At 47.1% G+C, this 22,747-nt stretch carries 28 protein-coding genes; 19 read left to right on the top strand and 9 right to left on the bottom strand.

Annotated features, from left to right (window positions below):
• Positions 1 to 65: 65 nt before the first annotated feature.
• Positions 66 to 344, bottom strand: a complete 279-nt coding sequence (locus tag AVZ68_RS07965; protein ID WP_059103983.1) for a hypothetical protein — start codon at positions 342 to 344, stop codon at positions 66 to 68.
• Positions 344 to 532, bottom strand: a complete 189-nt coding sequence (locus AVZ68_RS07970) for a hypothetical protein (RefSeq protein ID WP_059103984.1) — start codon at positions 530 to 532, stop codon at positions 344 to 346. Before AVZ68_RS07970 ends, AVZ68_RS07965 begins: the two co-directional genes overlap by 1 nt.
• A 108-nt stretch (positions 533 to 640) precedes the next feature.
• Here AVZ68_RS07970 and AVZ68_RS07975 point away from each other — a divergent pair, with 108 nt between their 5' ends.
• The 4 genes from AVZ68_RS07975 (at position 641) to AVZ68_RS07985 (ending at position 3,520) form a co-directional block, all read left to right on the top strand.
• Positions 641 to 1,459, top strand: a complete 819-nt coding sequence (locus AVZ68_RS07975; RefSeq protein WP_059103985.1) for a DUF2268 domain-containing putative Zn-dependent protease — start codon at positions 641 to 643, stop codon at positions 1,457 to 1,459.
• Between the two features lie 72 nt (positions 1,460 to 1,531).
• Complete coding sequence (locus tag AVZ68_RS07980) at positions 1,532 to 2,278, top strand: YjbA family protein (protein WP_059103986.1); 747 nt, start codon at positions 1,532 to 1,534, stop codon at positions 2,276 to 2,278.
• Between the two features lie 96 nt (positions 2,279 to 2,374).
• Positions 2,375 to 2,497, top strand: a complete 123-nt coding sequence (locus AVZ68_RS20865; protein WP_281176600.1) for a hypothetical protein — start codon at positions 2,375 to 2,377, stop codon at positions 2,495 to 2,497.
• Between the two features lie 543 nt (positions 2,498 to 3,040).
• The gene (locus AVZ68_RS07985; RefSeq protein ID WP_059103987.1) at positions 3,041 to 3,520 is read left to right on the top strand and encodes a MarR family winged helix-turn-helix transcriptional regulator; all 480 of its coding nucleotides are present in this window, start codon (positions 3,041 to 3,043) and stop codon (positions 3,518 to 3,520) included.
• A 326-nt stretch (positions 3,521 to 3,846) separates the two neighbouring features.
• Here AVZ68_RS07985 and trpS read toward each other — a convergent pair whose 3' ends face one another.
• Together trpS and AVZ68_RS08000 are read right to left on the bottom strand one after the other, a co-directional pair.
• Positions 3,847 to 4,836: a tryptophan--tRNA ligase gene (gene trpS, locus AVZ68_RS07995; protein ID WP_059103989.1), complete on the bottom strand. Its 990-nt coding sequence runs from the start codon at positions 4,834 to 4,836 to the stop codon at positions 3,847 to 3,849.
• 109 nt (positions 4,837 to 4,945) lie between these two features.
• Positions 4,946 to 5,137 (bottom strand): hypothetical protein, encoded by a 192-nt coding sequence (locus AVZ68_RS08000; RefSeq protein ID WP_059103990.1) that lies wholly within the window; start codon positions 5,135 to 5,137, stop codon positions 4,946 to 4,948.
• 107 nt (positions 5,138 to 5,244) lie between these two features.
• Between AVZ68_RS08000 and AVZ68_RS08005 the strand changes: the two genes are divergently transcribed.
• On the top strand, positions 5,245 to 5,811 hold the full coding sequence (locus AVZ68_RS08005; RefSeq protein WP_059103991.1) for a TlpA disulfide reductase family protein: 567 nt from the start codon (positions 5,245 to 5,247) through the stop codon (positions 5,809 to 5,811).
• On the opposite strand, the gene AVZ68_RS08010 is transcribed toward AVZ68_RS08005, so the two are convergent.
• Complete coding sequence (locus AVZ68_RS08010) at positions 5,808 to 6,335, bottom strand: HD domain-containing protein (RefSeq protein ID WP_059103992.1); 528 nt, start codon at positions 6,333 to 6,335, stop codon at positions 5,808 to 5,810. The genes AVZ68_RS08005 and AVZ68_RS08010 overlap by 4 nt on opposite strands.
• A 106-nt stretch (positions 6,336 to 6,441) precedes the next feature.
• Here AVZ68_RS08010 and trhA point away from each other — a divergent pair, with 106 nt between their 5' ends.
• Positions 6,442 to 7,092: a PAQR family membrane homeostasis protein TrhA gene (gene trhA / locus AVZ68_RS08015; RefSeq protein WP_059103993.1), complete on the top strand. Its 651-nt coding sequence runs from the start codon at positions 6,442 to 6,444 to the stop codon at positions 7,090 to 7,092.
• A gap of 61 nt (positions 7,093 to 7,153) precedes the next feature.
• Here the strand turns inward: trhA and AVZ68_RS08020 are convergent, their stop codons facing one another.
• Positions 7,154 to 8,926 (bottom strand): UbiD family decarboxylase, encoded by a 1,773-nt coding sequence (locus AVZ68_RS08020; RefSeq protein ID WP_059103994.1) that lies wholly within the window; start codon positions 8,924 to 8,926, stop codon positions 7,154 to 7,156.
• A gap of 146 nt (positions 8,927 to 9,072) precedes the next feature.
• Here AVZ68_RS08020 and AVZ68_RS08025 point away from each other — a divergent pair, with 146 nt between their 5' ends.
• The 8 genes from AVZ68_RS08025 to pepF all read left to right on the top strand — a co-directional run bounded on the left by AVZ68_RS08025 (position 9,073) and on the right by pepF (position 16,216).
• The gene (locus AVZ68_RS08025) at positions 9,073 to 9,303 is read left to right on the top strand and encodes an excisionase family DNA-binding protein (RefSeq protein WP_059103995.1); all 231 of its coding nucleotides are present in this window, start codon (positions 9,073 to 9,075) and stop codon (positions 9,301 to 9,303) included.
• Between the two features lie 31 nt (positions 9,304 to 9,334).
• Positions 9,335 to 10,546 carry a putative glycoside hydrolase gene (locus tag AVZ68_RS08030; RefSeq protein WP_245628081.1) on the top strand — a complete coding sequence of 404 codons (1,212 nt, stop codon included), beginning with the start codon at positions 9,335 to 9,337 and terminating at the stop codon, positions 10,544 to 10,546.
• 152 nt (positions 10,547 to 10,698) lie between these two features.
• Positions 10,699 to 11,244: a GNAT family N-acetyltransferase gene (locus AVZ68_RS08035; RefSeq protein WP_059104045.1), complete on the top strand. Its 546-nt coding sequence runs from the start codon at positions 10,699 to 10,701 to the stop codon at positions 11,242 to 11,244.
• 49 nt (positions 11,245 to 11,293) lie between these two features.
• Positions 11,294 to 11,425, top strand: coding sequence for a hypothetical protein (locus tag AVZ68_RS20870; RefSeq protein WP_281176601.1), 132 nt, complete (start codon positions 11,294 to 11,296; stop codon positions 11,423 to 11,425).
• A gap of 280 nt (positions 11,426 to 11,705) precedes the next feature.
• The gene (spxA, locus tag AVZ68_RS08040) at positions 11,706 to 12,101 is read left to right on the top strand and encodes a transcriptional regulator SpxA (protein WP_059103997.1); all 396 of its coding nucleotides are present in this window, start codon (positions 11,706 to 11,708) and stop codon (positions 12,099 to 12,101) included.
• Between the two features lie 283 nt (positions 12,102 to 12,384).
• A complete protein-coding gene (gene mecA, locus AVZ68_RS08045) occupies positions 12,385 to 13,026 on the top strand; it encodes an adaptor protein MecA (protein ID WP_059103998.1) in 642 nt (213 codons plus the stop codon).
• Between the two features lie 147 nt (positions 13,027 to 13,173).
• A complete protein-coding gene (locus AVZ68_RS08050; RefSeq protein WP_059103999.1) occupies positions 13,174 to 14,361 on the top strand; it encodes a competence protein CoiA in 1,188 nt (395 codons plus the stop codon).
• 37 nt (positions 14,362 to 14,398) lie between these two features.
• Positions 14,399 to 16,216 (top strand): oligoendopeptidase F, encoded by a 1,818-nt coding sequence (gene pepF, locus AVZ68_RS08055; protein ID WP_059104000.1) that lies wholly within the window; start codon positions 14,399 to 14,401, stop codon positions 16,214 to 16,216.
• Between the two features lie 569 nt (positions 16,217 to 16,785).
• Here the strand turns inward: pepF and AVZ68_RS08060 are convergent.
• Positions 16,786 to 17,712: a ClpXP adapter SpxH family protein gene (locus AVZ68_RS08060; protein ID WP_059104001.1), complete on the bottom strand. Its 927-nt coding sequence runs from the start codon at positions 17,710 to 17,712 to the stop codon at positions 16,786 to 16,788.
• A 17-nt stretch (positions 17,713 to 17,729) separates the two neighbouring features.
• Positions 17,730 to 18,134, bottom strand: a complete 405-nt coding sequence (locus AVZ68_RS08065) for a globin domain-containing protein (RefSeq protein WP_059104002.1) — start codon at positions 18,132 to 18,134, stop codon at positions 17,730 to 17,732.
• A 160-nt stretch (positions 18,135 to 18,294) separates the two neighbouring features.
• Between AVZ68_RS08065 and AVZ68_RS19760 the strand changes: the two genes are divergently transcribed.
• The gene (locus tag AVZ68_RS19760) at positions 18,295 to 19,008 is read left to right on the top strand and encodes a lytic transglycosylase domain-containing protein (RefSeq protein ID WP_245628082.1); all 714 of its coding nucleotides are present in this window, start codon (positions 18,295 to 18,297) and stop codon (positions 19,006 to 19,008) included.
• Positions 19,009 to 19,157: 149 nt separating this feature from the next.
• On the opposite strand, the gene AVZ68_RS08075 is transcribed toward AVZ68_RS19760, so the two are convergent.
• On the bottom strand, positions 19,158 to 19,742 hold the full coding sequence (locus AVZ68_RS08075; protein ID WP_059104003.1) for a CYTH domain-containing protein: 585 nt from the start codon (positions 19,740 to 19,742) through the stop codon (positions 19,158 to 19,160).
• 219 nt (positions 19,743 to 19,961) lie between these two features.
• On the opposite strand from AVZ68_RS08075, the gene AVZ68_RS08080 reads away from it, so the two are divergent.
• The 4 genes from AVZ68_RS08080 to AVZ68_RS08095 are packed head-to-tail and all read left to right on the top strand — an operon-like array spanning position 19,962 to position 22,731.
• Positions 19,962 to 20,336, top strand: coding sequence for a UPF0738 family protein (locus AVZ68_RS08080; RefSeq protein ID WP_059104004.1), 375 nt, complete (start codon positions 19,962 to 19,964; stop codon positions 20,334 to 20,336).
• Positions 20,337 to 20,376: 40 nt separating this feature from the next.
• On the top strand, positions 20,377 to 20,991 hold the full coding sequence (yjbM, locus tag AVZ68_RS08085; RefSeq protein ID WP_059104005.1) for a GTP diphosphokinase: 615 nt from the start codon (positions 20,377 to 20,379) through the stop codon (positions 20,989 to 20,991).
• A gap of 14 nt (positions 20,992 to 21,005) precedes the next feature.
• Positions 21,006 to 21,806 (top strand): NAD kinase, encoded by an 801-nt coding sequence (locus AVZ68_RS08090; RefSeq protein WP_059104006.1) that lies wholly within the window; start codon positions 21,006 to 21,008, stop codon positions 21,804 to 21,806.
• Positions 21,799 to 22,731 (top strand): RluA family pseudouridine synthase, encoded by a 933-nt coding sequence (locus tag AVZ68_RS08095; RefSeq protein ID WP_245628083.1) that lies wholly within the window; start codon positions 21,799 to 21,801, stop codon positions 22,729 to 22,731. The genes AVZ68_RS08090 and AVZ68_RS08095 overlap by 8 nt, the downstream gene beginning before the upstream one ends.
• Positions 22,732 to 22,747: the final 16 nt, after the last annotated feature.

A 22,747-nucleotide genomic window follows, 5' to 3' on the forward strand; every position in this document is an offset into this window, starting at 1 on the left:
AGCAAGAATAGAAGCTCATCGCCATGCGTATGTATCCCTAACGGAGATAGTCAAAAGAAGTGCCACTATCTCCCGTTAAGAAGGGCGGAAAGGAATTCCCCAACAGGAACATCGCGGACTTGATCCAAAAGAGCATTCATTTCTGGACGGCTGTTTAAGGAGCCCTGAAGGATGACTTGAACGACTTGATCCCTGTCAACTAAGATCGATTGCACGTATAGCGCATTTGTTAAAAGAGCGGTAACAATGGCAATTTCTTTCGGTGTCACTCTCGTTTGCCTGTTCTCATCCTTTGACGTTGATTTAGAGTCCTTTCGTGGGTCATTATGCGCAGCGTCCGTCATCAGGATTCTGCTCCCCTTGCAGCATTATAAAGAATCACTGGGGCTGCCTGTTCATCGACTTCCTCAACAGGAAACAGGTCAAACATAAAACCAATCACAATGAAAACCGTAACCACCGCCAAAATCAAGGATGCTATCTCACTTGGTACGCCCATAGTCTCACCTGCTTCGCCTTGAGTTACTAACATCGTATTCAACCTTCTTTGCGGTTGTGTATAGAAACTTACTGCAAATCGGTCGTCGGTTTGCTTGCTGGTCTTTTTTCATAAGTGACAAATGCAAAGGGAGTGAACGTTGTGGGAGTTATTAAAACGTATCGCTGGATCGAGCGCTATGTCAAGGGATTGGAAGAAGGAACTCAAGGGTTTGAGCAGCAAAAAAAGATTTTCATAAAGCCTCTGAAACATCTATTTGCGACCGAAAACGAAACAGAACTTCAACATCGTCTCATCGGGCTGGGCCTATTTAAGCCGTCTGCTTCAGTCAAGGAATTAACATCTCTTTTGGACTCGACGTGTTGGACAATGGCTCAAGCCCACTTCAACGTGCTTAAGGAGAAGTGGGAGGGGCCGGACATCCCCATTTACCTTTTACCAGCGGTGAGCAATCATCGCTGGTTAGACGAAGAACTTGGAGGAAAAATGGGCGTAAGTTTTGGCTCTGGGATCGTCTTATTTGTGCAGCCGACCGTAAGTGAGAAAGATTTACAAGCTCTGCTGACTCATGAATATCATCATGTCTGTCGTCTCGATTTTACAGGAGAGACTGAAAGGAGTATTCCTCTACTTGAATCGATGGTGATGGAAGGGTTGGCGGAACTCGCTGTGCTTGAAGAGGTTGGGAGCGAATCCATTGCTTCGTGGACCTCCCGTTATGACCACATGTGGCGCGAAGAATGGTACACAAATTGGCTTTATCCGAGGTTGCATATACAGGGAAGAACGTACTACTCACACTACTTGTTTGGAAATGAGCAGGCTGGCATTCCGCGTTGGCTTGGCTACTATTTTGGATTTCAACTATGCAAAGCAGCCATGGCGAGTGAGGAAAAAACGGTGAAGGAGTGGCTAAGACAGCCAGCCAAGGAAATCTTGAAAAAAGCAGGGAGAACGTGAAAATACCGTTTAAGAAAAAATAAGCCTGCCCATACTGTGGATACAAAGAACTTGTCAGGAGGGAGCTTTCTTATGACCATGATGCGGGACGTATGGGTTAACTGGTTTGAAGGGGAAGAGAACGGTTATAATGTTTGTGATTTTCATGAATGGAGAAGCGAGGACCGAGTGGAAGTTCTTGATCAAGTGGTACTGGTTGAGACGAGTGAAGCACTCTTTGAGGCGATTGAAAACCAGCTCAGTGAACTTCCAGCATCGCTGCTTGGAACAGTGCATCAAAAAAGCTATTTACGAAAAAATATGTCGCGTATTCAACTGGACTACTGCTTTATCGCGACAGATGGGGTTCGAATCATTGCGGTTGATACGATGGGGTATAAAACCCCGATTCGTAAAAGTCGCTTAACCCCGAGGCAGGAACAGCTCGTATTTGACGCCCTAAAGGAACAAGACGTTGAAAGAATTACACAGGAGCAACCCATGGCGGAAAAAGAGTATCATTTGCTCTCCCCTGATCCCAAACAGTTGAAAGGGCTCACGCGGCGAGAACGGCAGTTAAAGCAGCTTCTGTACATGTCCCTTGATCATCTTCGTACTACAGGAACAGACGCAGAATTACGCTACTGGTGCACCGAATGGGACCCGTTTTCTTATCATGAGCTTCAACACATGGGACGGGAGCAACTATGGAATCATCTTTACATGGGCGTAAGTGAAGGATGGACAAAAACCCATTATGAACTTTGTGAAGCGATGATTAAAGGACAAGCGTTTTTTGAGAAGCTATGGGAGCTTGAACACCCTCAGCGTGTGAAATGATAAGGAAGGGCCGGAAGATGGGAATGCAGAGTCTTTGTTTACAACGTATCCGCTTTCTTCTATAATGAAAGTGTACATAATAAAGGAGGCGCAAGTATGGATACAATGGACAATTTTGCTTACCTCGTCATGCAAATCTTCACTGTGGTGTTGCTCGTGGGAACACTCGGTCTTTCATTCTGGATTGGGAAAGTCTGGAAAAAAACAAACGGGTATTAAGGAAGGAAGGCGGAAGCGGGTTGGTAAGAAGCGAGAATTTTGGAAGGCCTGACAAAGAAATTCCGGTCTTGGATTTCGTGTCAGGACTGAAAAATCTCGAGCTTTTACCCGCTGCAGCTAGATCAAGAAAGGCGGAGGGGCCCTGGGCACGAGCGACAAGTTCTGGAGCGACGGCAGATCAAGTCCGAGTTTGACTTGAACTGGCGGCGTGAAGAAACCTCGAGCGAGTGGGCCCCGAAGCTAGATCAAGAAAGGCGGGGGGCCCTGGGTGTTTTCACACCAAAAAAGGGTCGCCTGCCTCTTTTTTTTGTACCATCTTTCAAGGTGAAACTCGTTTACCTGCCGATTCAAAAAAGTAACCTGCCGATATCGAAAATTTACATGCCTATTTTAAAAAATTAGCTCTTCTTTGTAGCGATAAGTTGAGTACTCTTTCGTGCAATGAAGAAGTGTGGTACTGGCACAGGTATTGGTTCTTTTTCTGCTTGACGCCCCAAGCGTTTGTTTCTACACTGGATTTACATAAGATAGGATGTGAGAGGTGTGGATCAAACAGAAAAGCTAACTGAGGCGATTGAACTCTTTAAAGATGTGCTTTTTTATGGTCAGCAGCATGTGCAAACGAGGCTTGGGCATGAACTTTACCAGTTGGTTTCAGCGGAGCAGCTTGAAGTGTTAAATTTGCTGGATTTTTCAGGAAAGCTAACATCAAAGCAAATCGCCGAGTATCAGGGGACACATAAAAGCGCGGTCTCCAATCGCTTAAAAAAATTGCAGCAGCGGGGGCTTGTCTCATTTCGGCAGGCAGCCGATGATCATCGGATCAAGTACGTCGAATTAACCCCTAAAGGCAAGCTGGGCATTAGTGAACTGCAGGAGGAGATGTTTTTTTATTTTGAGAAACTCTTTGCCGATTTCGAGGAAGAGGAGTTTGTCCAGTTTACGCGGACGTTCAGGAAGGTACGAGATCGCTTAAAGTATGAAATGCTTTCGGGAACATTCGATGCTGGTCATGAGGAATAAAAAAATAGCAAACAAAAACGGGGGCTGCCTGCAGCCTCCGTTTTTTCATTTGTCTAGCTCTGCTTTTCGGTATTGTCTAGCTCCGGCGGGTAGAAGCGTCGAGATTTTTCAGTCCTGGCCCGAAATCCAAACCCGGGATTTCTGGTCCAAGCCTTCCAAAATTCGTGCTTCTGGGCAACCCGCCTGCGCATTTCGGTCTTGTCTAGCTCCGGCGGGTAGAAGCGTCGAGATTTTTCAGTCCTGGCCCGAAATCCAAACCCGGGATTTCTAGTCCAAGCCTTCCAAAATTCGTGCTTCTGGGCAACCCGCCTGCGCATTTCGGACTGCTATTTCCGTTTCCGTCCAAGCCCCATTGCACGTTCTGCTTTTGCCAACGTCTTTGCGGCGGCACGACTTGCTTTATTCGCTCCTTCGTCGAGAATCGCATCTAGCTCGCTTGACTGAATCAATTCCTCGTACCTTTCTCGAATAGGTGCAAGGGTGGCAACGACCACTTCGGCAAGGTCCGCTTTAAAGTGTCCGTAACCGATACCTTCGTAGGCTTGTTCGAGTTCTTCAATGGAACGATGGGAGCACAAGGAGAAAATCGACAACAAGTTTGACACGGCAGGTTTTTCTTCGCGATCAAAGCGAATCGTCCCCTCTGTGTCTGTTACGGCGCTTTTGATTTTCTTTTCAATCGTTTTCGCGTCGTCAAGCATGGAGATATAGCTTTTCGCATTTGCGTCGGATTTGCTCATCTTCTTATGAGGGTCATCGAGTGACATAATGCGAGCCCCGACCTTTGGAATTTGTACTTCAGGTACAGTGAAGATGTCGTTGTATTTGTTGTTAAATCGCTCGGCGAGATTGCGCGTGAGCTCCAAATGCTGCTTTTGATCCTCTCCAACGGGGACGACATTTGTTTGGTAAAGCAAGATATCGGCCGCCATAAGAGGCGGGTATGTTAAAAGTGAGGCGGAAACGGCCTCTTTTCCAGTTGATTTATCTTTAAATTGGGTCATCCTCTCTAGTTCTCCAATGTAGGCGACGCATTGCATCATCCAGCCAAGCTGAGCGTGCGCCGGGACTTCCGACTGAATGAAAAGGGTGGACTTCTTTGGATCAATCCCGACCGCAATGTACAGAGCAGTGAGACTGCGAATATTTTCTCGTAAGGCCAAACGGTCTTGGGGCACGGTGATAGCATGTTGGTCAACGATGCAAAAATAGCAGTCGGATGATTCTTGCATAGGAGGGAAATGCTTCAATGCTCCCAAATAATTGCCAAGGGTAAGCATGCCACTTGGCTGAATTCCTGAAAAAACGGTTTGCATTCTTTTCATCTCCAGTTTTGTCTATGTATAGATCTAATCCTATCAGTTTTCTCTTAAAAATCAACTTGCTCAGTGAAACATAACCTGTCCCAAGCACGAATACGAATAACTATAGAGCACCGTTATGATCGTCCTTATTAGCGTTTCGACGTTCGCGAAAGCGCATCACAAGTAAGGCTACGTTCACCGTGAGAAGAACGCCGAACCAGAAAGGAGATGCATCGGGTTGGGTGCGGTCATAGAAAACATAGGCAAGGAGAGCAAGGGCTGCAATTCCTTGCAACATTTGTAGTTTGGTCATGCGACAACTCCGTTCATTTTGGTGTAGTATCTGCCCGTCCGTATCGTAGCACAGACAAAACAACGGATAAAGAATGACTGCGAATTTCCATACGAGGGGGAAAGGCGATGAAGAAGAAGTATCTGCTTCGCCTGTGTCTGCTAACTGCCATTGTGTTGGTTGGCTGGTTTCATTTGAAAACAGAGTCCATTTTTCGCCACGTGGAAGTGATCGCGGATGCGAATCTAGAAACCGCTAGCGCGCAAGTTGGGGAATTAGCGCCAGGCTTTACACTGTCAACGCTTGGAGGAAGCACGGCCTCACTTGAAGCGAAGGAGGGGCGCTATACTGTGCTTCATTTCTTCGCCACGTGGTGCCATCCATGTCAGGAAGAGATGCCGATCATTGTCGAGATGGCTAAACGCTTAGAAACACAGGGCGATCAGTTTATCGCCGTGAATTTAACGAGTGAGGACACGGGGAAAGCGGAACTACGCACGTTCCTAAAACATTACGATGCGACCTTTGATCCAGCCCTTGACAAAGAGGGAGAGGTGCTGGATGAATATCAAATTATCGGGATTCCGACGACCATTGTGCTTGATTCGCAGGGGGAAATCATTCAGCGGATCAACGGGGCGATGTCTCCTTCCATGGTGGAGGACTTGCGGCCGATGAGAGAAAACGCCTCTTAGCTTGTTTTCTGGTCGCTTAAATAGGCATCAATTTTACGGTCCAGCGACTGCAGCCAATCGCGGGCCGTTTTGTCGTCAATTTTCCGGTAGTGGTGCCTTCCCTTTGGCTCCTCGTCCGCTTCATCTGCCAAAGCGACGACGTGTTGAAGCGGTTTGAGCTCCAGGTGCCCGTGAGGCAAATACGAATCGGTGTGCAAAAGGACGGCCAGTGCAATTTCTTTCGCATTTCTAGGATGTTCTCCTAAGCGAATGAGTAGTTTGTGAGCGCGCTCGGCCCCCTTGATGGCGTGAATATCATACGCTTTGTATAAGGAGTAGTCCCATTTGCCATCTTTGTACCATGTAAAATGACCAATGTCATGTAGAAAAGCAGCCTTCGCTGCAAGGTCTGGGTGGACATGGTGGATGAGTGCGAGGTCAAAGGCATGGTAGGCACAGCAAATTGCGTGAGCCATTCCGGAGCGATTGACAAATTTCTGGGTAATATGATGATCGTATAAATCCACGAGTGTAACATCTCTCATTTTCATTCTCCTTTCTGTCCGAACCAGGAATAGTTTGTACTCGAGTAACGGATATTAACACAGTATGGTATAATGATTACACGACTTTGTAAAGGGAGGCGTTTTTTTGGCTGAGACGCATACATTCACAAAAACAGAAGAATTGGCTAACGCCATTACACATGGGATTGGGGCGTTGCTCAGCATAGCAGCATTGACCCTTCTTATCGTTTATTCCAGTCTATATGGATCCGCTTGGCATGTGGTCAGCTTCACCATTTACGGCGTGACGATGCTTTTCCTCTATTTTTCCTCCACGATGGTACATAGCTTGCCTCCCGGAAAAGCGAAGGACTTCTTTGAAATCCTTGATCATTCGGCAATCTACTTATTTATAGCGGGAACGTACACACCGATCTTGTTCATTCTTGTCGGTGGAAGCCTTGGTTGGACGCTCTTTGGAATTGTCTGGGGGGTTGCGACGGTCGGCGTGATTTTCAAGATTTTCTTTGTGAAAAAATTTCTTGTCCTCTCAACGGTTTTTTATCTCTTGATGGGGTGGCTTGCTCTCTTTGCGATGGGACCCATCGTTGAAGCGTTGCCTCGAGCAGGACTTACTTTCTTAGTCGTGGGCGGGTTGTTTTACACGGTAGGAACAGTTTTCTACGTGTGGAGAGGGTTTCGTTTTCACCACGCGATCTGGCATTTGTTTGTGATCGCTGGTTCGGTCTTTCACTTTTTGCTTGTGTTGTACTTTATTTTGCCCGTTGCCGTCTAATAAAAGAAACAGGCCGCATGAAAGCCAAGCTTTTCTGCGGCCTGTTGTCTAGTGCTGGCCCTTAATACCCACGTGGGAAATAGTCTTTCCATCGTGCATCGACTTTTTGCGCTACTTCTTCATCGACCACGACTTCTTCTGGGTAAAAAGGTTTCATTCTCGAATCAATGACGATTGGGCCACGGTAGCGAACATTGTTGCGGACAATGTCTGCTTTGGCATACAAGTCATGAGCTGGGTCAAAACGCGTGAACGTCGTCCAGAGAAAGCGATTTTGTGATTCGGCAATCGACGCATCATCGACAAGGAAGACAAGCTGCCAGTCCCCGAGGGCTTCCTGGGCATGGTCGACGAGCCATTGCGCGAAGTCTTCGTGTTCCGAGAACGCAGGTCCGGAGACAACGAGACACCCGCCGCAGAACGGAATTGCATCGCGAATGTTGTCGATATGTCCACCGGTATACGTGCGAGCAAGTGTACGAATTGGGTCGCCGAGCCCGGTCATAATCGCCTTGCTGCCAACATTCAAGGAACGTCCCGTATAGTCGAGCGTGTCCATCGAAGTATCGGTCATAATCAGCAAGTCCCTCTCCGGCAAAAATCTCTCCAGAACGGCTTCAAGCAACTCGTGAAACTGCTGCAAGTCCACATCTTTGCTTGTGACCATCAAAAATTTGGTCAACGACAACTGACCTTCGCCGAGGATGCGAATCGCATGCGTTAAGCCTTCTTTATAGTAGGACTCTCTGACAATCGCCCCTGTCAACGCGTGAACCCCCGTCTCTCCGTATGCTTGCAAGTCCTTCACGCCACTCATCACAAGCGGATAAAACGGTCGTAAGAGCCGTTGTAAGTATTCAGCGATATAGAAATCCTCTTGATACGGTTTGCCGACAACCGTAGCCGGATAAATGGCGTCTTTTCTTTTCCACATTTGCTTGATGTCCAACACAGGAAAATCATGCTCAAGCGAATAATAGCCGTAGTGATCGCCAAAGGGGCCTTCAGGTTTCCTTACGTGGGGAGGAACCGAGCCGGCAAAGGCAAACTCGGCTTCCGCTACCAGCTTGTGAGGATGGTTCTCGACTTCAAACATCGTCAATTTCTTTCCCATAAGAAACGAAGAAAACATGAGCTCAGGGACGAACGGAGGAATCGGCGCAATTGCTGAAATCATCAGCGCCGGAGGGCCGCCAATAAATAGGCTTACCGGCAGGGCTTCGTTTCGTTGTTCTGCTTCGTAGTGATGAAACCCGCCCCCTTTATGAATTTGCCAGTGAATCCCCGTCTGCGCTGGCGTCTGTTCTCGGATTTCGATGCGGTACATCCCAAGATTATGGGCGTTATTCTCCGGGTGCTCGGTGTATACTAACGGAAGAGTGACAAACGGCCCGCTATCGTGTTGCCATCCTGTTAAGGCAGGAAGGGTGCGCATGTCGACATCTGGCGAATAGATGCCGGCAACGGGTGCGTGTGCTTTTGAAACCGTTTTGGTCCCTAGCTTCATCACGTCTGTAAAAAGCGACTTTTCATTCCAGAGAGAAGAGATCGTTGGCGGCATAAGCTTGTCCAAAGCACCAATCGCTTGCTTGACAAAAGCTTCTGGCTTTGGGCCAAAGGCCATGTCTAGACGCCGGACGGTTCCAAATAAATTGGTCACGACCGGAGTGTCATTGTTTTTGACATTGGTAAAGAGAAGCGCTGGTCCTTGCTCATCAATGACGCGCCGGTGAATTTCAGGGATTTCCAAGTAAGGATCAGCTTCAGCCGTAATTTCAATGAGTTCCTTTTCGTTTTTCAACTGATTAATAAAAGACCGTAAATTTGTATGCATAGTACCCCTCGCTTCGTCGGTGTCACTTTCATCATAGCGGGATATGGGCAAAAACTCAAAAGGTATCCACAAAATCAGTGATTTTTTTAAGTTCATGATGACAATTTGCGACAAAAGACGTTATAATTTAGAGGAGGAGCGAGAATATGTACATTTCCGTGAACGAGCTAGCTGAATACCTTGGACTGCAGCCCGCATACATACAAAAGCAGATTCATTTAGGACATGTACATGCCGTTTGGGATGGGGAGAAGCTTCTTTTAAATAAGGAGCAGTTTCAACGGCATAAAGAACAACTTGACGCGAAACGCAAACAAACGCTCATAGAGCAGGACGAGCCCATTCCAGAGGACTGGGATGCGCAAGATGAAGATTAGTCACTAAAAAATAATGAAGGATGTGAAGAGAGTGTTCAAACATAGACACAGTATCTCTGCAGCACTGCTGGGCGGTACACTTCTGCTCACGCCGAGCGGAGCAGAGGCGGATTCAGCGATGACAGTTGCACAGCATGTTCATAAAGCCAGTGGCCAGGAACAGTTGGAAGCTCCGAATCGTGCCGCCCGTTTTGTTTACCAGACTGATTTGTCGTTTGACTACCCGGAAGAGGGCGTAAGAGGCATCTTTGTAACCGCTCACTCTGCTGGGGGGGACAGATTTGATTCACTTATTGATCTTGTCAACGACACCGGATTGAATGCGATGGTCATCGATATAAAAGATGACGATGGAAATATCACGTACGAGCCAGATGAAGATTCTCCGTTTTATGATATTGCTTATGGCTACATTGATGATCCCGAGGCCATGCTGAAAGTGCTTGAAGAAAACGACATTTATCCAATCGCTCGTGTTGTTGTGTTTAAAGACAATGTGTTAGCAGACCTTAGACCAGAGCTTTCATTTCAGGAAAATGGCTCGACTTGGTCAAACAGCAGCGGACATAAATTTGTAAACCCATTCCTTGAAGAAGTTTGGGATTATAACATAGCGATTGCCGAGGAAGCGGCAAAAATGGGCTTTCAGGAAATCCAGTTTGACTATGTACGCTTCCCAGAAGGCTTTGAGACACGTGATGAATCGCTTGAATATAGCGTCGGTGAGTACGAAGGCGGGGACGGCGACAATGTTGAGCGTCGTGTTCAAGCCGTGACGGATTTCGTGGCGAAAGCACGTGAAGACCTGTCTGCGTATGATGTGGACGTTTCTGTTGACATTTTCGGCTACGCTGCTGATGTGGGCGCAGCGCCCGGAATTGGTCAAGACTTTGCGAAAATCTCGGAAAACGTTGATATCATTTCCTCTATGATCTATCCGAGTCACTGGGGCCCAGGGTATTTTGGTTTAGACAAGCCTGATCTGTATCCATACGAATTGACGGACGAGTACGCGCAAGTAGAAAATGAAGTTCTAGATGAGCTTGGCGAAAATCGCCCCGTTTCTCGTCCTTGGATCCAAGACTTTACGGCAAGTTATTTGGGAGCGGGGAATTACATTCCGTATAATGCAGCAGAAGTGGAAGATCAAATCCGTGCTTTGTATGATAACGACATTCATGAGTTCCTTCTTTGGAACGCGGGCAATACGTACTCAGAAGGCGTCAATTACGACAATCCATAAATGAAAAAATAGCCTCTGCTCTTTTCGGGAGTAGGGGTTTTCTACTAATTATTACTGTGTTTTGCGCACACACTACAAAAAAGGAGTTGGCATACGTTTTGAATAAGGAACGAAACGTAAGCGAACAACATGCAGGGACGGAGGGGTTTCGAATGTCATGGTATGAGAAGTTAAAAGATTACTTTCCCGTGGAGGAAATGAAATCCGAAGAGCATATGACGCTGCTTTTAAAGGAGAAAGGGGATATTTACCACAAGGATGAAAGCGAAAAGCACGTGATGATGTACGTGGAAACGGAAGATTTCGTGTTTGTGGACTACTTATTCGTCTCCAAAAATGCGCGTGGGGAAGGCCTTGGAAAAAAGCTGCTGCAAAAACTAAAAGATAAAGGCAAACCGATTATTCTCGAAGTAGAACCTGTCGATTACGAAGACACAGATTCCAAAAAACGCCAACGCTTTTATCATCGCGAAGGCTTCAAGCACGCCCAGTCAATAGGGTATACACGTCGCTCCCTAGTGACAAATGAACGGAATGAACTTGAAATATTGTACTGGTCACCGAATAATGAAAGTGAGCATAGCATATATGAAAAGATGAAGCACACCTATGAGACGATTCATACGTACAAAGACACGCGTTTGTATGGAGAAGCTTATGAGCCTGTAGACGATGTTCTCACATACGAAAAAGAATAAGAGGGATTTTTAGAAACACAAGCCCCTAAAGGCAAAGGTGGTGGGTGAGATGAAAGAAAAAAACAAGCAAAAAAAGCGGAAGCGCGAGCTTTTAAAAGATGCTCTCAGAAAACAAGTAGGCAATTGGAAAAAGAAGCGTTCTGTTAATCCGTATCCACAGACCCATAAAATCAGCGCCTAAACTCCGACAGTTCGTCGGAGTTTTTTCATTTGAACTGCCTCTGGTTTTCTTGTACTACCTACTTTTGAAACATAGATGTTTAGTAAGTTTTTTGGTATAATTGGTTTTAGAAATGAGCTCAGGGGGTATTGAGGAAAGAAGACATTTTTACATGATCTTTGTTCAATATTTGTATAAGTCTTCTGTACAAGAGTTAAACAAAGCTGTATAATGGGTGTTGTGAACTACTGAACGAGTGATTTAGCGAATAGATATTGGTTGTAAAGGAGAGGTTCATAAGATGGTTACACTGCTGACGTCCCCAAGTTGTACATCTTGTCGAAAAGCGAAAGCGTGGTTGGAAGAGCACGATATTCCATTTGAAGAACGGAATATTTTTGCTTCTCCACTCTCTGTAGAAGAAGTTAAGCAAGTGGTTCGTATGACCGAAGACGGCACTGATGAGATCATCTCGACTCGTTCAAAGGTCTTTCAGGAGTTGGAAGTAGAACTAGAAGCCCTCCCGCTTCAGAAGTTGTTCAACATTATTAGTGACAATCCTGGGCTTCTGCGCCGTCCGATCATCTTTGATGAAAAACGCTTGCAAGTAGGCTACAATGATGCTGAAATTCGCCGTTTCTTGCCGCGAAAAGTACGCACGTTTCAGTTGCAGGAAGCGCAGCGCCTCGTTAATTAATCTCTAAACACCTTCTACAGAGCACGAGCCTGTGGTAGGTGTTTTTTTCTTGACAGGGGTATAAGATTAAGGGAATATAAACGACTACGCCCTTGTTTCGCGGATCTTTTGGAAACATAAGCGTTTATCATTTCTTTTTACCTGCGTTTGTCATAGAATAGACTATAAGAAACCAGATGAATGGCAAAATATACAACGATGATGGCAACGAAAGTTGGGCCACAGGAATTATGTTTGGACGTTCAGTGTAGGAACTCTGATGCTAACAGGAGGGAGAGCGAGTATGGAGATTGAACGCGTAAACGACACAACCATTAAATTTTTTATTACGTATAAAGACATTGAGGCACGAGGGTTCGAGCGTGATGAGATTTGGTATAACCGAGAACGTGGAGAAGAGCTATTCTACGAAATGATGCACGAAGCAAGCAATCGTGACGATTTTGAATTGGATGGCCCGCTCTGGATTCAAGTGCATGCGCTTGATAAAGGTCTTGAAATTATCGTAACACGTGGTCAAGTCTCAGACGGAAATGTGAAGCTTGAAATCCCTGTCGGTGAGGGAACAGAGGAGCACAAAGATAAGCTTTCCGAACTAGTAGACGATGAGGGCTACGCGAACACTGAGGTGGAGGTATTAGAAATCGTTATTGGTTTCCAAGACCTGGAGGATGCCATTATGCTTAGCCACACAGTTTCCGCAGAGGAAGTTAAGAACACCCTTTACCATTTTCAAGGGCGGTACTACCTCTATGTATACTTCGATAATGAAACGCACTCAGAAGATGAGCAAGACAATATTTTGAGTCGGATGTTGGAGTTTGGCTATGAGTCAGAGCTTTCCGTACATCGTCTGCAGGAGTACGGGAAAACGGTGATGGCAGATCACGCACTTTCAGAGCTTAAAGATACGTTTTCACTTTAAAAGCTGGCCATGGCCAGCTTTTGTTTTTTTTTGAAACGAGTCTAAAATTCGCAACTCGGCATTCAAATTGTTTTAAACCTTTCTAAAGGACTTTTGGCGATGCTTGTCGAAGGGGAAAGAACATCTATTTGGAAAGGAGGAAGGCATTTGCTGCAAGCTCAGCTAATGAATGGTCGCTCTGTTTCTCTACTCGACGAGCACGACACAGGCAAACTCCAGCAAATGAGAAGAGACCAGCAATTCTATTGCCCAGCCTGTATGAAGAAGGTCACGCTTAAACTCGGGACAAAGCGAAGATGGCATTTTGCTCATGAGAAAAAGAAAGCGTGCACCTATGCGACAGAGGGCGAGAGTGACACGCATGTGCTTGGGAAACGCTATTTACTGGATTGGCTGACCCGTCAGCAACTGCCAAGCACGTTAGAGTGTTTTCTCCCCGAAATTCGGCAAAGACCCGACATTTATGTCCACGATGCCCAATACAAGGTTGCGATTGAATTTCAATGTGCTTCGATGGACATCGCAGCAATTCACGCTAGGTCCTACGGCTACAAAAAAGAAAGCATTCTTCCTGTATGGATCCTCGGAGGCCATCGTCTAAAACGCAAGAATTCATCCATCTACAGACTGCGTTCGTTTGAATGGTTCGCGCTTAGACGTAGAGAGAATGAACGCTACTTAACGTATTATGACCCCACCGCTAAGATGTTTGGTTTTCTAAGACACATCCTGCCGGTTCGCTCCTCAGCTGTTCTCGCGCAAATCCAACTCATCCCCTCAGACAATCTTTCCTTTGCGAGCTTGCTCCAGCCGCCACAAATTCCTTTTACTTTGCTTAATGAACTCCTGCGTGTGCGACAAAGAATGAGAACATACCCCGAGTACCGTACACCCAGAGATCGTTTTTTTCAACAGTTTTTAACGGCCAACAAGCGTCCTCCAGGACAGTTTCCACTTGAGGCGGGCTGGCCTCTCTCTTCACAACCCTTTACCACGATCCCTGCCATGATCTGGCAAACGCTCTTTTTATTTCGGTTTCTCCTTCCACTTCCTCTTGATCATCCTTTCTCCCTGCATCAGGCCACTGCCTCCCTTCGCGCTATTCTTGGCTCCTTTTCTATTCCTTATTTGCCTTATACCTCTCCAACATTTATCACAGCAAAGCTAACAGAAGAGTATTTGCAGCTGTTAATGTCCTTTGCGACCATTAAAAAAGTTGGGGAGGAGCACTACGTGTGCACGAGTGAACCGGTTTTATTTGAGACTACAGAGGAGCTAAGCAAACGTGACTCGGAATACGGTGAAATTTGGCAAAAGACGTTAACATTGCTATGATGGAGATGGTTTTGAACATTCGAGAAAGGAAGGGGCGATTTTGGTGAATAGCAATGTAAAAACGAGAGACGAAATCCCTGAAGAATTTAAATGGCACGTGGCTTCCATTTTTGAAACGGATGATGCGTGGAGCAAGGAAGCAAACGCGTTTGCACAAGAGATCTTTTCCATAAAAAGCTACCAAGGGAGGCTAAACGACACAGCAAAAGTTGTCTATGAAGCATTGTATACGCAGGATCAGTTAGCAGAAAAGCTGGGGAAGATTTTCACCTATGCACAGTTGCGTAACGATGAGGACAAGACGAACGCCGGCTATCAGGGAATGTATGATCGTGCCGTGAAACTCTTCACGCAGTTTCAGGAGGCGACAGCCTTTATCCAGCCCGAACTCCTTAGCTTGGATAATGAGCGGATCGCCCGTTTCCTTCAGGAAGAAAGCCGCCTTAAACGGTATGAGCAGCGCTTCCGTGAGCTTGAAACGCTGCGCCCGCATGTCCTTAATGAGGCGGAGGAGACGCTTCTTGCCAGTGCACAGGAGGCGCTTGGTGCTTCTTCCCAGGCGTTTTCAATGCTCAGCGATGCCGATTTAACGTTTCCAGACATCACGTCGGAAAAAGGAGAACAAGTGGCGGTGACCCAGGGCCGCTTCATTTCCCTTTTGCAAGACTCCAATCGTAATGTTCGACGCCAGGCATTTGAGTCGGTCTACGGCACCTATCAGACATTTGCCAACACGTTTGCGGCGATGCTCAGCGGGGAAGTCAAGCAAAACAGTTTTCAAGCCTCAGTTAGAAACTATGATACTACAAGACAAGCAGCGCTTGCGGCAAACTTTATCCCTGAAAACGTATATGATCAGCTTGTCGAGACCGTAAATGAGCATTTGCCTTTATTGCACCGCTATTTGCGCTTGCGCAAGCGACTGTTAGGCCTTGATGAACTTCATATGTATGACATTTATACGCCGATGATTCAGGGTGTTGGGATGCCGTTTACATATGAAGAGTCTCAAACCGTGCTGCTCGATGCCCTTAGGCCACTTGGCGAGGAGTATGTGGAGATTGTCCAGGAGGGCTTTGCAGAGAATTGGGTCGATGTCTATGAAAACGTAGGCAAAGCGAGTGGCGCATATTCATCGGGGGAATACGGGACGAAACCGTTTATCCTTATGAATTGGCAGGACTCACTCGACGGACTTTCCACACTCGCCCATGAATTTGGCCATAGCGTGCATAGTTATTATACGCGGGCCAACCAACCGAACACGTATGGCGACTATACGCTATTTGTGGCGGAGGTGGCTTCGACGATGAATGAGGCACTCTTGCATGACCACCTCATGAAGAGAGAAACGGACGTGCGTAGCAAACTTTATTTGCTGAATGATTTTCTGGAAGGCTTCCGTACCACTGTATTCAGACAGACGATGTTCGCCGAATTTGAGGCAGAGCTCTATGCTAAACAGGAAGCAGGAGAGGCATTAACAGCCGATTCGATCTCTGCGGCGTACCTGGCGCTGAATAAGAAGTACTACGGGGAAGGCGTGGTCTCTGATGAACTAATCCAATACGAATGGGCACGTATCCCTCATTTCTATATGAATTATTATGTGTATCAGTACGCCACGGGGTACAGCGCAGCGGCTGCGCTCGCCAAACAAGTGTTGGAGGAAGGAGAGCCCGCTGCAAACCGGTTTATCGAGTTCTTGAAATCTGGGAGCTCAGACTTTTCAATTACCCTGTTAAAAAAAGCAGGCGTGGACATGGAGACGCCGGAACCTGTTCGCGAGGCAATGGGCTTGTTTGAAGCAACGCTTGATCAGATGGAGGAGCTGCTTGCAGAGCAAGGTGATTGAAAAGAAGCGTTAAATGGAGAGCCAAGTCATAAGAGCCGTGACTTGGCTTTTTTACATGGTTTGAAGTAACGATAGAAGCTGTGAACGAACGCTAGCGGAAGCCTCGAAATCGTTTCTTCCTGCTCATAGGCGAAAAAAGGTAAAGAACGGCCATAAAAAGAAGCGGTACGGAAACGATACGTGGAAAAACATGTAGCAATGAAACCATATAGAGGATGAATGCTCCAGCAAGAATGGCAAGACGCCATAAAAGCGACCAGGAGAACATGAGAAGGCACTTCCTTTCTAACAGGAGAGATGCGTCCCTTGGGAGGCAAGCTTGGTTCTTTTCCCACTGTATGCGCGAGGAACTAAAAATAGACGAGCGGCGAAACCTTGTCAAACTCGTGAACGTTTGGCTTTACGGTTGCAGTCGCGTCTTTTTTTTTGTACACTGTTAGGTGAAACAGCTCACATTCTCTTCGATAAAAGTAGCGGCTCGCGCACTAAGCGGAGCCGCTACTTTAGCGTTCACGGTTCATAACAAAGCCCGAAAGAAAGCAGAGCACGACTTTCTTTCGGGCTTTCGCTTATTTTGTTTCGCTAGTTTTAACATAGCGCCAAAACGTGCCGTACTTAAACGGAACGGCTTCCACTTTCTGCTGGAGCATAAGTGCTTTCAACTGCTTTTCCGCTTCTTCTTCGCACATATCAAACACGGTCGCTACTTCTACGGTCGCCACAAACCCGTACCGTTGTAAGAAATCCTCTAAGGAAATGGTTTTGGCCTTTTCTGGTTTATACCCAAGCATATCTTCAAGAAGTCGAATGTAAACGGAGAACGAATAGGTTCCAGAAACTTTGATGCCAGCGTCTTCGGAGTTGTCGTTAAAAAAGACAAAGGTTGGCACCGCGTCAACGTCCATCTCGTTGGTGGTTCGCACGTCACATTGAAGGGCTTTTGCTGCACTCGTCGAGTACAAATCAAACAAAAAGGCGTCTTCATCAAGCTTGGCCTCTCGTGCGCAACCGAGAAGGACGTTTTCATCGGTGATATTCAGCTTTTTCAAGAACAGACCCTCGCGTAACTTTCGCAAGAAGCGATGACCGGCTTTCGGTCCTTGTAATTCTGCGGCTTTGATGGCAAGAGAGGCTTTGTACGGCTCCAATTCTTGATCGGCAAACTGTACGCTGCCACTGCAGCACATGCTCGGGTCTAGACTGTGTTTGTTTTGGTGCGACTGTTGTTTCTTTGCCTGCTTCGTCAACGATTCGCAAACATCGTTCCACATCTGCAGTTTTCCGGCAAGCAACACACGAATTTTAAAGTAGTGGCCGTATTCAACCTGCAGTTTCTTTAAAACCGGCTCTATCGCCCAGCACTGGGCACATAGTGGATCAATGAATGTATAAACTTCGAGCGGTTTTTTGGAAGGAAGGCTATTCACTTGATCAGGATGAAGACCACAAATGCCAAGTTCTTGATGACAAGCGTACAGTGTCTGTTTTAGATTCATGGGTCTACTCCTTTCTGTTACCCTTGTGACGGATGATTCACCATGTGATGCGCTGTCAGCTTCAGTCGCTCGAACATATAGTCACGAATCTCTCCTTGCAAACCAACTTCATCCATCGCTCGTTCCATACAGGAAAGCCAGGCTTCTGCCTGCGTTGGCGTAATCACAAAAGGAAGGTGTCTTGCTTTAAGTCTAGGGTGACCGTGTTCCTCCGTATAAAGAGCAGGTCCCCCAAGAAATTGCGTTAAGAATTGTATTTGTTTACGAGCCGTTTCTGTCAAATCATCGGGAAAGAGATCATGTAAATCTTGATGCACGGCTACATGAGAATAAAACGTATGAACCAGTTTGCTGAGAACGGCCTCTCCACCTAGAGCTTCATAAGGGGTGACAGTTCGATCGCTACGGCTTTTGTCATTCATTAAAAAGCCTCTCCTTTTTCAATCAGCGTAGTCCTATTGTAGCAACCCTTCGTATTTACAGCAAATAATGTGTTTAAACCGCTCCTTTTTAGGGAATCTCATTGTCGCTTCTATGAAAATTTGCTATAGTTAAAGAAACGATTTTCCAAGAGGTGGAAGGATGGATATTCGCTACTGGCCGATGCCACAACCGTCACTTTTGAATTCAGCAACGTCTCCGCCTGTCGGTAATCCAGGCGAGCAGAGCGCAACTCAATCCTTTGCTGAGCGATTTCATACAGAACTTCAAGCACCTATGCCAACGTCTATGTTTCATGCAGGGGAGGCTAGTACATCAAATTCATTCCTCTCTACGTTACCAGAGTTGCCTCCTCTGCCTTTTCTTCTAGCTATGCAAGGAGGCTTAAGCGAGGCGCCTCCTGTTCCGAAAGCTAAGGTAGACGCTACGGAAATGAAGCAAGCGCCTCAACCACTGCCTAAGCCAATGAGTGGAGATGTGCCGTATATGGACTTGATCAACCGCACGGCGAAAGAGCACGGGGTTGATCCTAAGCTGGTATATGCTGTCATCAAGCACGAATCCAATTTCAATGAATCGGCCGTAAGTTCAGCTGGTGCTAGTGGCTTAATGCAACTGATGCCTGGCACAGCGAGAGGGCTCGGCGTCAAAAATATTTTTAACCCAGAGCAAAATGTTCAGGGCGGGGTCCGCTACCTAAAGGACATGCTGAATCGCTATGATGGCGATATAAGGCTAGCGCTTGCCGCTTACAACGCGGGGCCAGGTAACGTCGATAAGTACAACGGCATCCCGCCTTTTAAAGAAACACAGGCTTACGTGCCAAGGGTGTATGAGACATATCAGAATGCATAGGATGAGAAGAGAGACCGAGAGTCTCTTTTTTTAGCACCACGCGGTCTCCCAACCGACCGATGAGCAGATGTAGAAAAGAGCGAAATAGAGAGGAATCTGGAAACACGTGCGTAAAAAGACGCAGGCGATCGCCTGCGTCTTTTTACGGCTTATTCCAACGTTTCAGCGCGAGCGCGGTGATAAAGTCGGGCGATCTTGCTTTTTGTTTCAACGGGACGAGTGCCAATCGTAGTTAATATGGACCGAAGCATTGCCGTCGCTTCGTGCACAGTGGAGCTCTCGACCTCAAGCTCAAAATCGACGGTGTCGAGGTAGGTGCTTTGGTCGAGGCAAATGAAGCCGTTGCGAGTGGCTTTTTGGTAGCGGATCGTTGTCAAGGTGCCGAATCGGTGTAGGTCTGACAAGGAAGGGAGGAGCAGTAGCACGGCTTCCTTTACCTCTCCCTCCGGCAGCACGCCTCCCTCCAGTGCTTTTTCTTCGGTTTTTGTGAGCGCTTGATGGGTTTCCAGCAAGCCATCGCCGGACGGTTGCTTAAGTGTTAAGACACATTTTCCTGCTTTAACGCGCGTTCTGAGCGCTGCCCTTGATTCCTTCAAGAGGAAGTCATTGGTGTCGTAATAGTTATTGCGCTGCTTGCTGCCATTTTCACTTGAAAACTGAAAATGAGTGAGCAGTTTTTTGAATTGTGCTTCCGTTACTAACGATTTGGCTTCGTATTCCATTTCGGTTGCCATTGGTTTGCCTCATTTCTATGCCGTGTTTCATCCATTATAAGACAATCATTGTGGAAAACAACCGTGTTTTTGCGCTCCCCTCCTTTTAAACGTGGCGGGTGCCATTTTTTCACTCAGCTCCGATCACTCCAAGCGCGCCTTCCGGCAGTGCCTCCCCGTGTGAATGCAGAGGGAAATGTGATAAACTAAACGAGGAAAAATGTCTGTGTGGAGGTTGTCATGGAGAAATTAATCGTGTCGCAAATTGAAATAGAAGAAGAAACCAGTACGGTTCATATAGAGGGTGAAATCGACCCTAATCTCGTTAGTCGGCTGCGAGCAGGGGAGCGGATCTTGGTCGATTCCGATGATTATGCGTTTATTTATATGCTTGAAGATGAGGAGCGCTATTTTTATTTGCGTTTTGAACAGGTTGTTTGGCCTGCACTAAGTGAAGCCTATAAGAAACGCTCCGCTCTGTATGCAAAATTGGATGAAAACACAAGGCTCGCTCTTGTAGAGGTACATAATGAACTTGATTTTCTGCTTGAAAATATCGATGGAAATGGAAATTACGGAGAAGCGTTTGAACAAGCGGTGAAAGAAGCGTTTTAGCGTGCATCGGTAAAGGTAGGTGGTTTAGGTGAACTGGCATATGTTTTTAACGCCTTACAAGCAAGCGGTTGATGAGCTGAAGGTAAAGCTGAAGGGCATTAGAGAGCAATACCAGAAGACGTCGAAGCATACACCGATAGAATTTGTTACTGGCCGCGTCAAACCGGTTTCAAGCATCTTGAATAAGGCAGAGCGCAAAGGCATTCCTCTCGATCATCTTGATGAAAACATGCAAGATGTAGCTGGTGTTCGCATTGTCACTCAATTTGTCGAAGACATTGAGACGGTAGTCTCGCTCATTCGTAGGCGGAAGGATTTCGAAATTGTGACGGAGCGAGATTACATTGAGGAGAAAAAGCCGAGTGGCTACCGCTCCTATCACATCGTGCTCCGTTACCCGGTCCAAACCATTGAAGGGGAAAAGAAAGTGCTTGTGGAGCTGCAAGTGCGGACGCTTTCCATGAACTTTTGGGCAACGATTGAACATTCGTTGCGTTATAAATACAGCGGTGAAATTCCTGATGATATTAATATGCGCCTTCAGCGCGCCTCTGAAGCGGCGTTTTGGCTTGACGAAGAAATGTCGATCATTCGTGATGAGGTTCGAGAAGCGCAGCGCATTATTTCAGCCAAGCAGGAGCAGAACCGACGCTAAAGGAGGAATGTTGCTTGAAGTATACCGTCGCATCACGAGGGGATCAGCTTTCAAATGACCTACAGGAAACCATTCAAACCCGATTGAATGCCGCCGATCTTATCGAAGACACGGAAGAGCCGGATATTGTGATTACTGTTGGGGGAGATGGTACGCTCCTCGAAGCGTTTCATGCCTATACCCACCGTCTGGAGGAAACCTCCTTTGTCGGCATCCATACAGGGCACCTCGGTTTTTATGCGGATTGGATCCCGGATGAAGTGGAAAGCTTGGTGACGCATATTGTGAAGACGCCCTTTCAAATCGTCGAGTACCCGACCCTCGAGGTGGTCATTCGCTACCGAGATAACAATAGTTCTGAGCGATTCCTTGCGGTGAATGAAAGCACAATCAAAAGTACCGAGGGCTCGCTGGTTTGTAATGTTGATATCAAAGGAGAGAAATTTGAGACATTTCGTGGAGACGGACTGTGCATGTCCACGCCTTCAGGAAGCACGGCTTACAACAAGGCGCTCGGGGGAGCAATTTTGCATCCGTCCCTCGCTTCGATTCAGCTTTCTGAAATGGCCTCCATTAACAACCGAGTCTACCGCACGGTTGGTTCGCCACTCGTGCTCCCGCAGCACCATACTTGCTTGTTAAAACTGTTGAATGATGTTTCGGTTCAGGTGACCATTGACCACTTTAATGTGTCGCTTGACGGCAAAAACGTGGACTCTATTCAGTGCAGAGTGGCTGAGGAAAAGGTGCGTTTTGCGCGGTTTCGACCGTTCCCGTTTTGGAAGCGCGTGAAGGAGTCGTTCATCGGTGAGTAAGAGAATCGTGTTGACATGGCACGTAGAAGAGGGCACGGGCCCAATGCTTCTGCGTGTATTTTTGCGCCACTATAAGCATCTGTCCAAGCGTGCGCTGGCGGCGGTTAAATTTAGCGGGGGACAGCTTCTGGTCAACGGCACAGTCGTCACAGTTCGGGCTGTCGTCCAGGCTGGGGATCTTGTTGAAGTTCACTTGCCACCCGAGGAAAGAAGCGAGAGTCTTGTACCAGAACATGTGGCGCTAGATGTGGTTTATGAGGACGAGCACCTAATGGTTGTGAACAAGTCTTCTGAAATGCTAACCATTCCTTCAAGGAAACATCCTACCGGCTCATTGGCTCAAGCGGTGATTGGTCACTACGAAAAAAGTGGGATTCATGCGACGTTTCACCCCGTGAACCGACTGGATCGAGGGACGAGCGGCCTGCTTACGATTGCCAAACATCGCTATGCCCACGAACGCATGCAGACGTCCCAAAAAAGCGGAAACCTGAAGCGTCAGTATGTTGCCGTCATCCAAGGAACATTGCAGAGGGCGACTGGACGCATTGAGGCCCCGATTGGTCGAAACCCCTCAAGCATCATTGAGCGGCAAGTGCGCGACGACGGCAAACAAGCCATCACCCATTATCAAACGTTGGCCAAAAGTGCTTCGCATGCTCTTGTCGAACTAACGCTTGAAACCGGGCGCACTCATCAAATTCGCGTTCATTTATCCTGGCTGGGCCACCCTCTGCTAGGGGATGACTTATACGGAGGTGACGTGTCTCTCCTTTCCAGACAAGCGCTCCACTGCCACCGGCTCTCCCTCGTACATCCGATTACGAAGGAGGAGATGCGGTTCCAAACGCCGCTGCCGGGCGATATGCAGCACTGTCTTGGTGAACTTGGGTTGCATGATTCACTTAAGGAAAGGGGATTCTAAGAGAAGCCAAGAGGAA

Origin of the sequence: Shouchella shacheensis (genome assembly GCF_001484965.1) — a bacterium.
GTDB classification, from domain to species: domain Bacteria; phylum Bacillota; class Bacilli; order Bacillales; family Bacillaceae_D; genus Shouchella; species Shouchella shacheensis.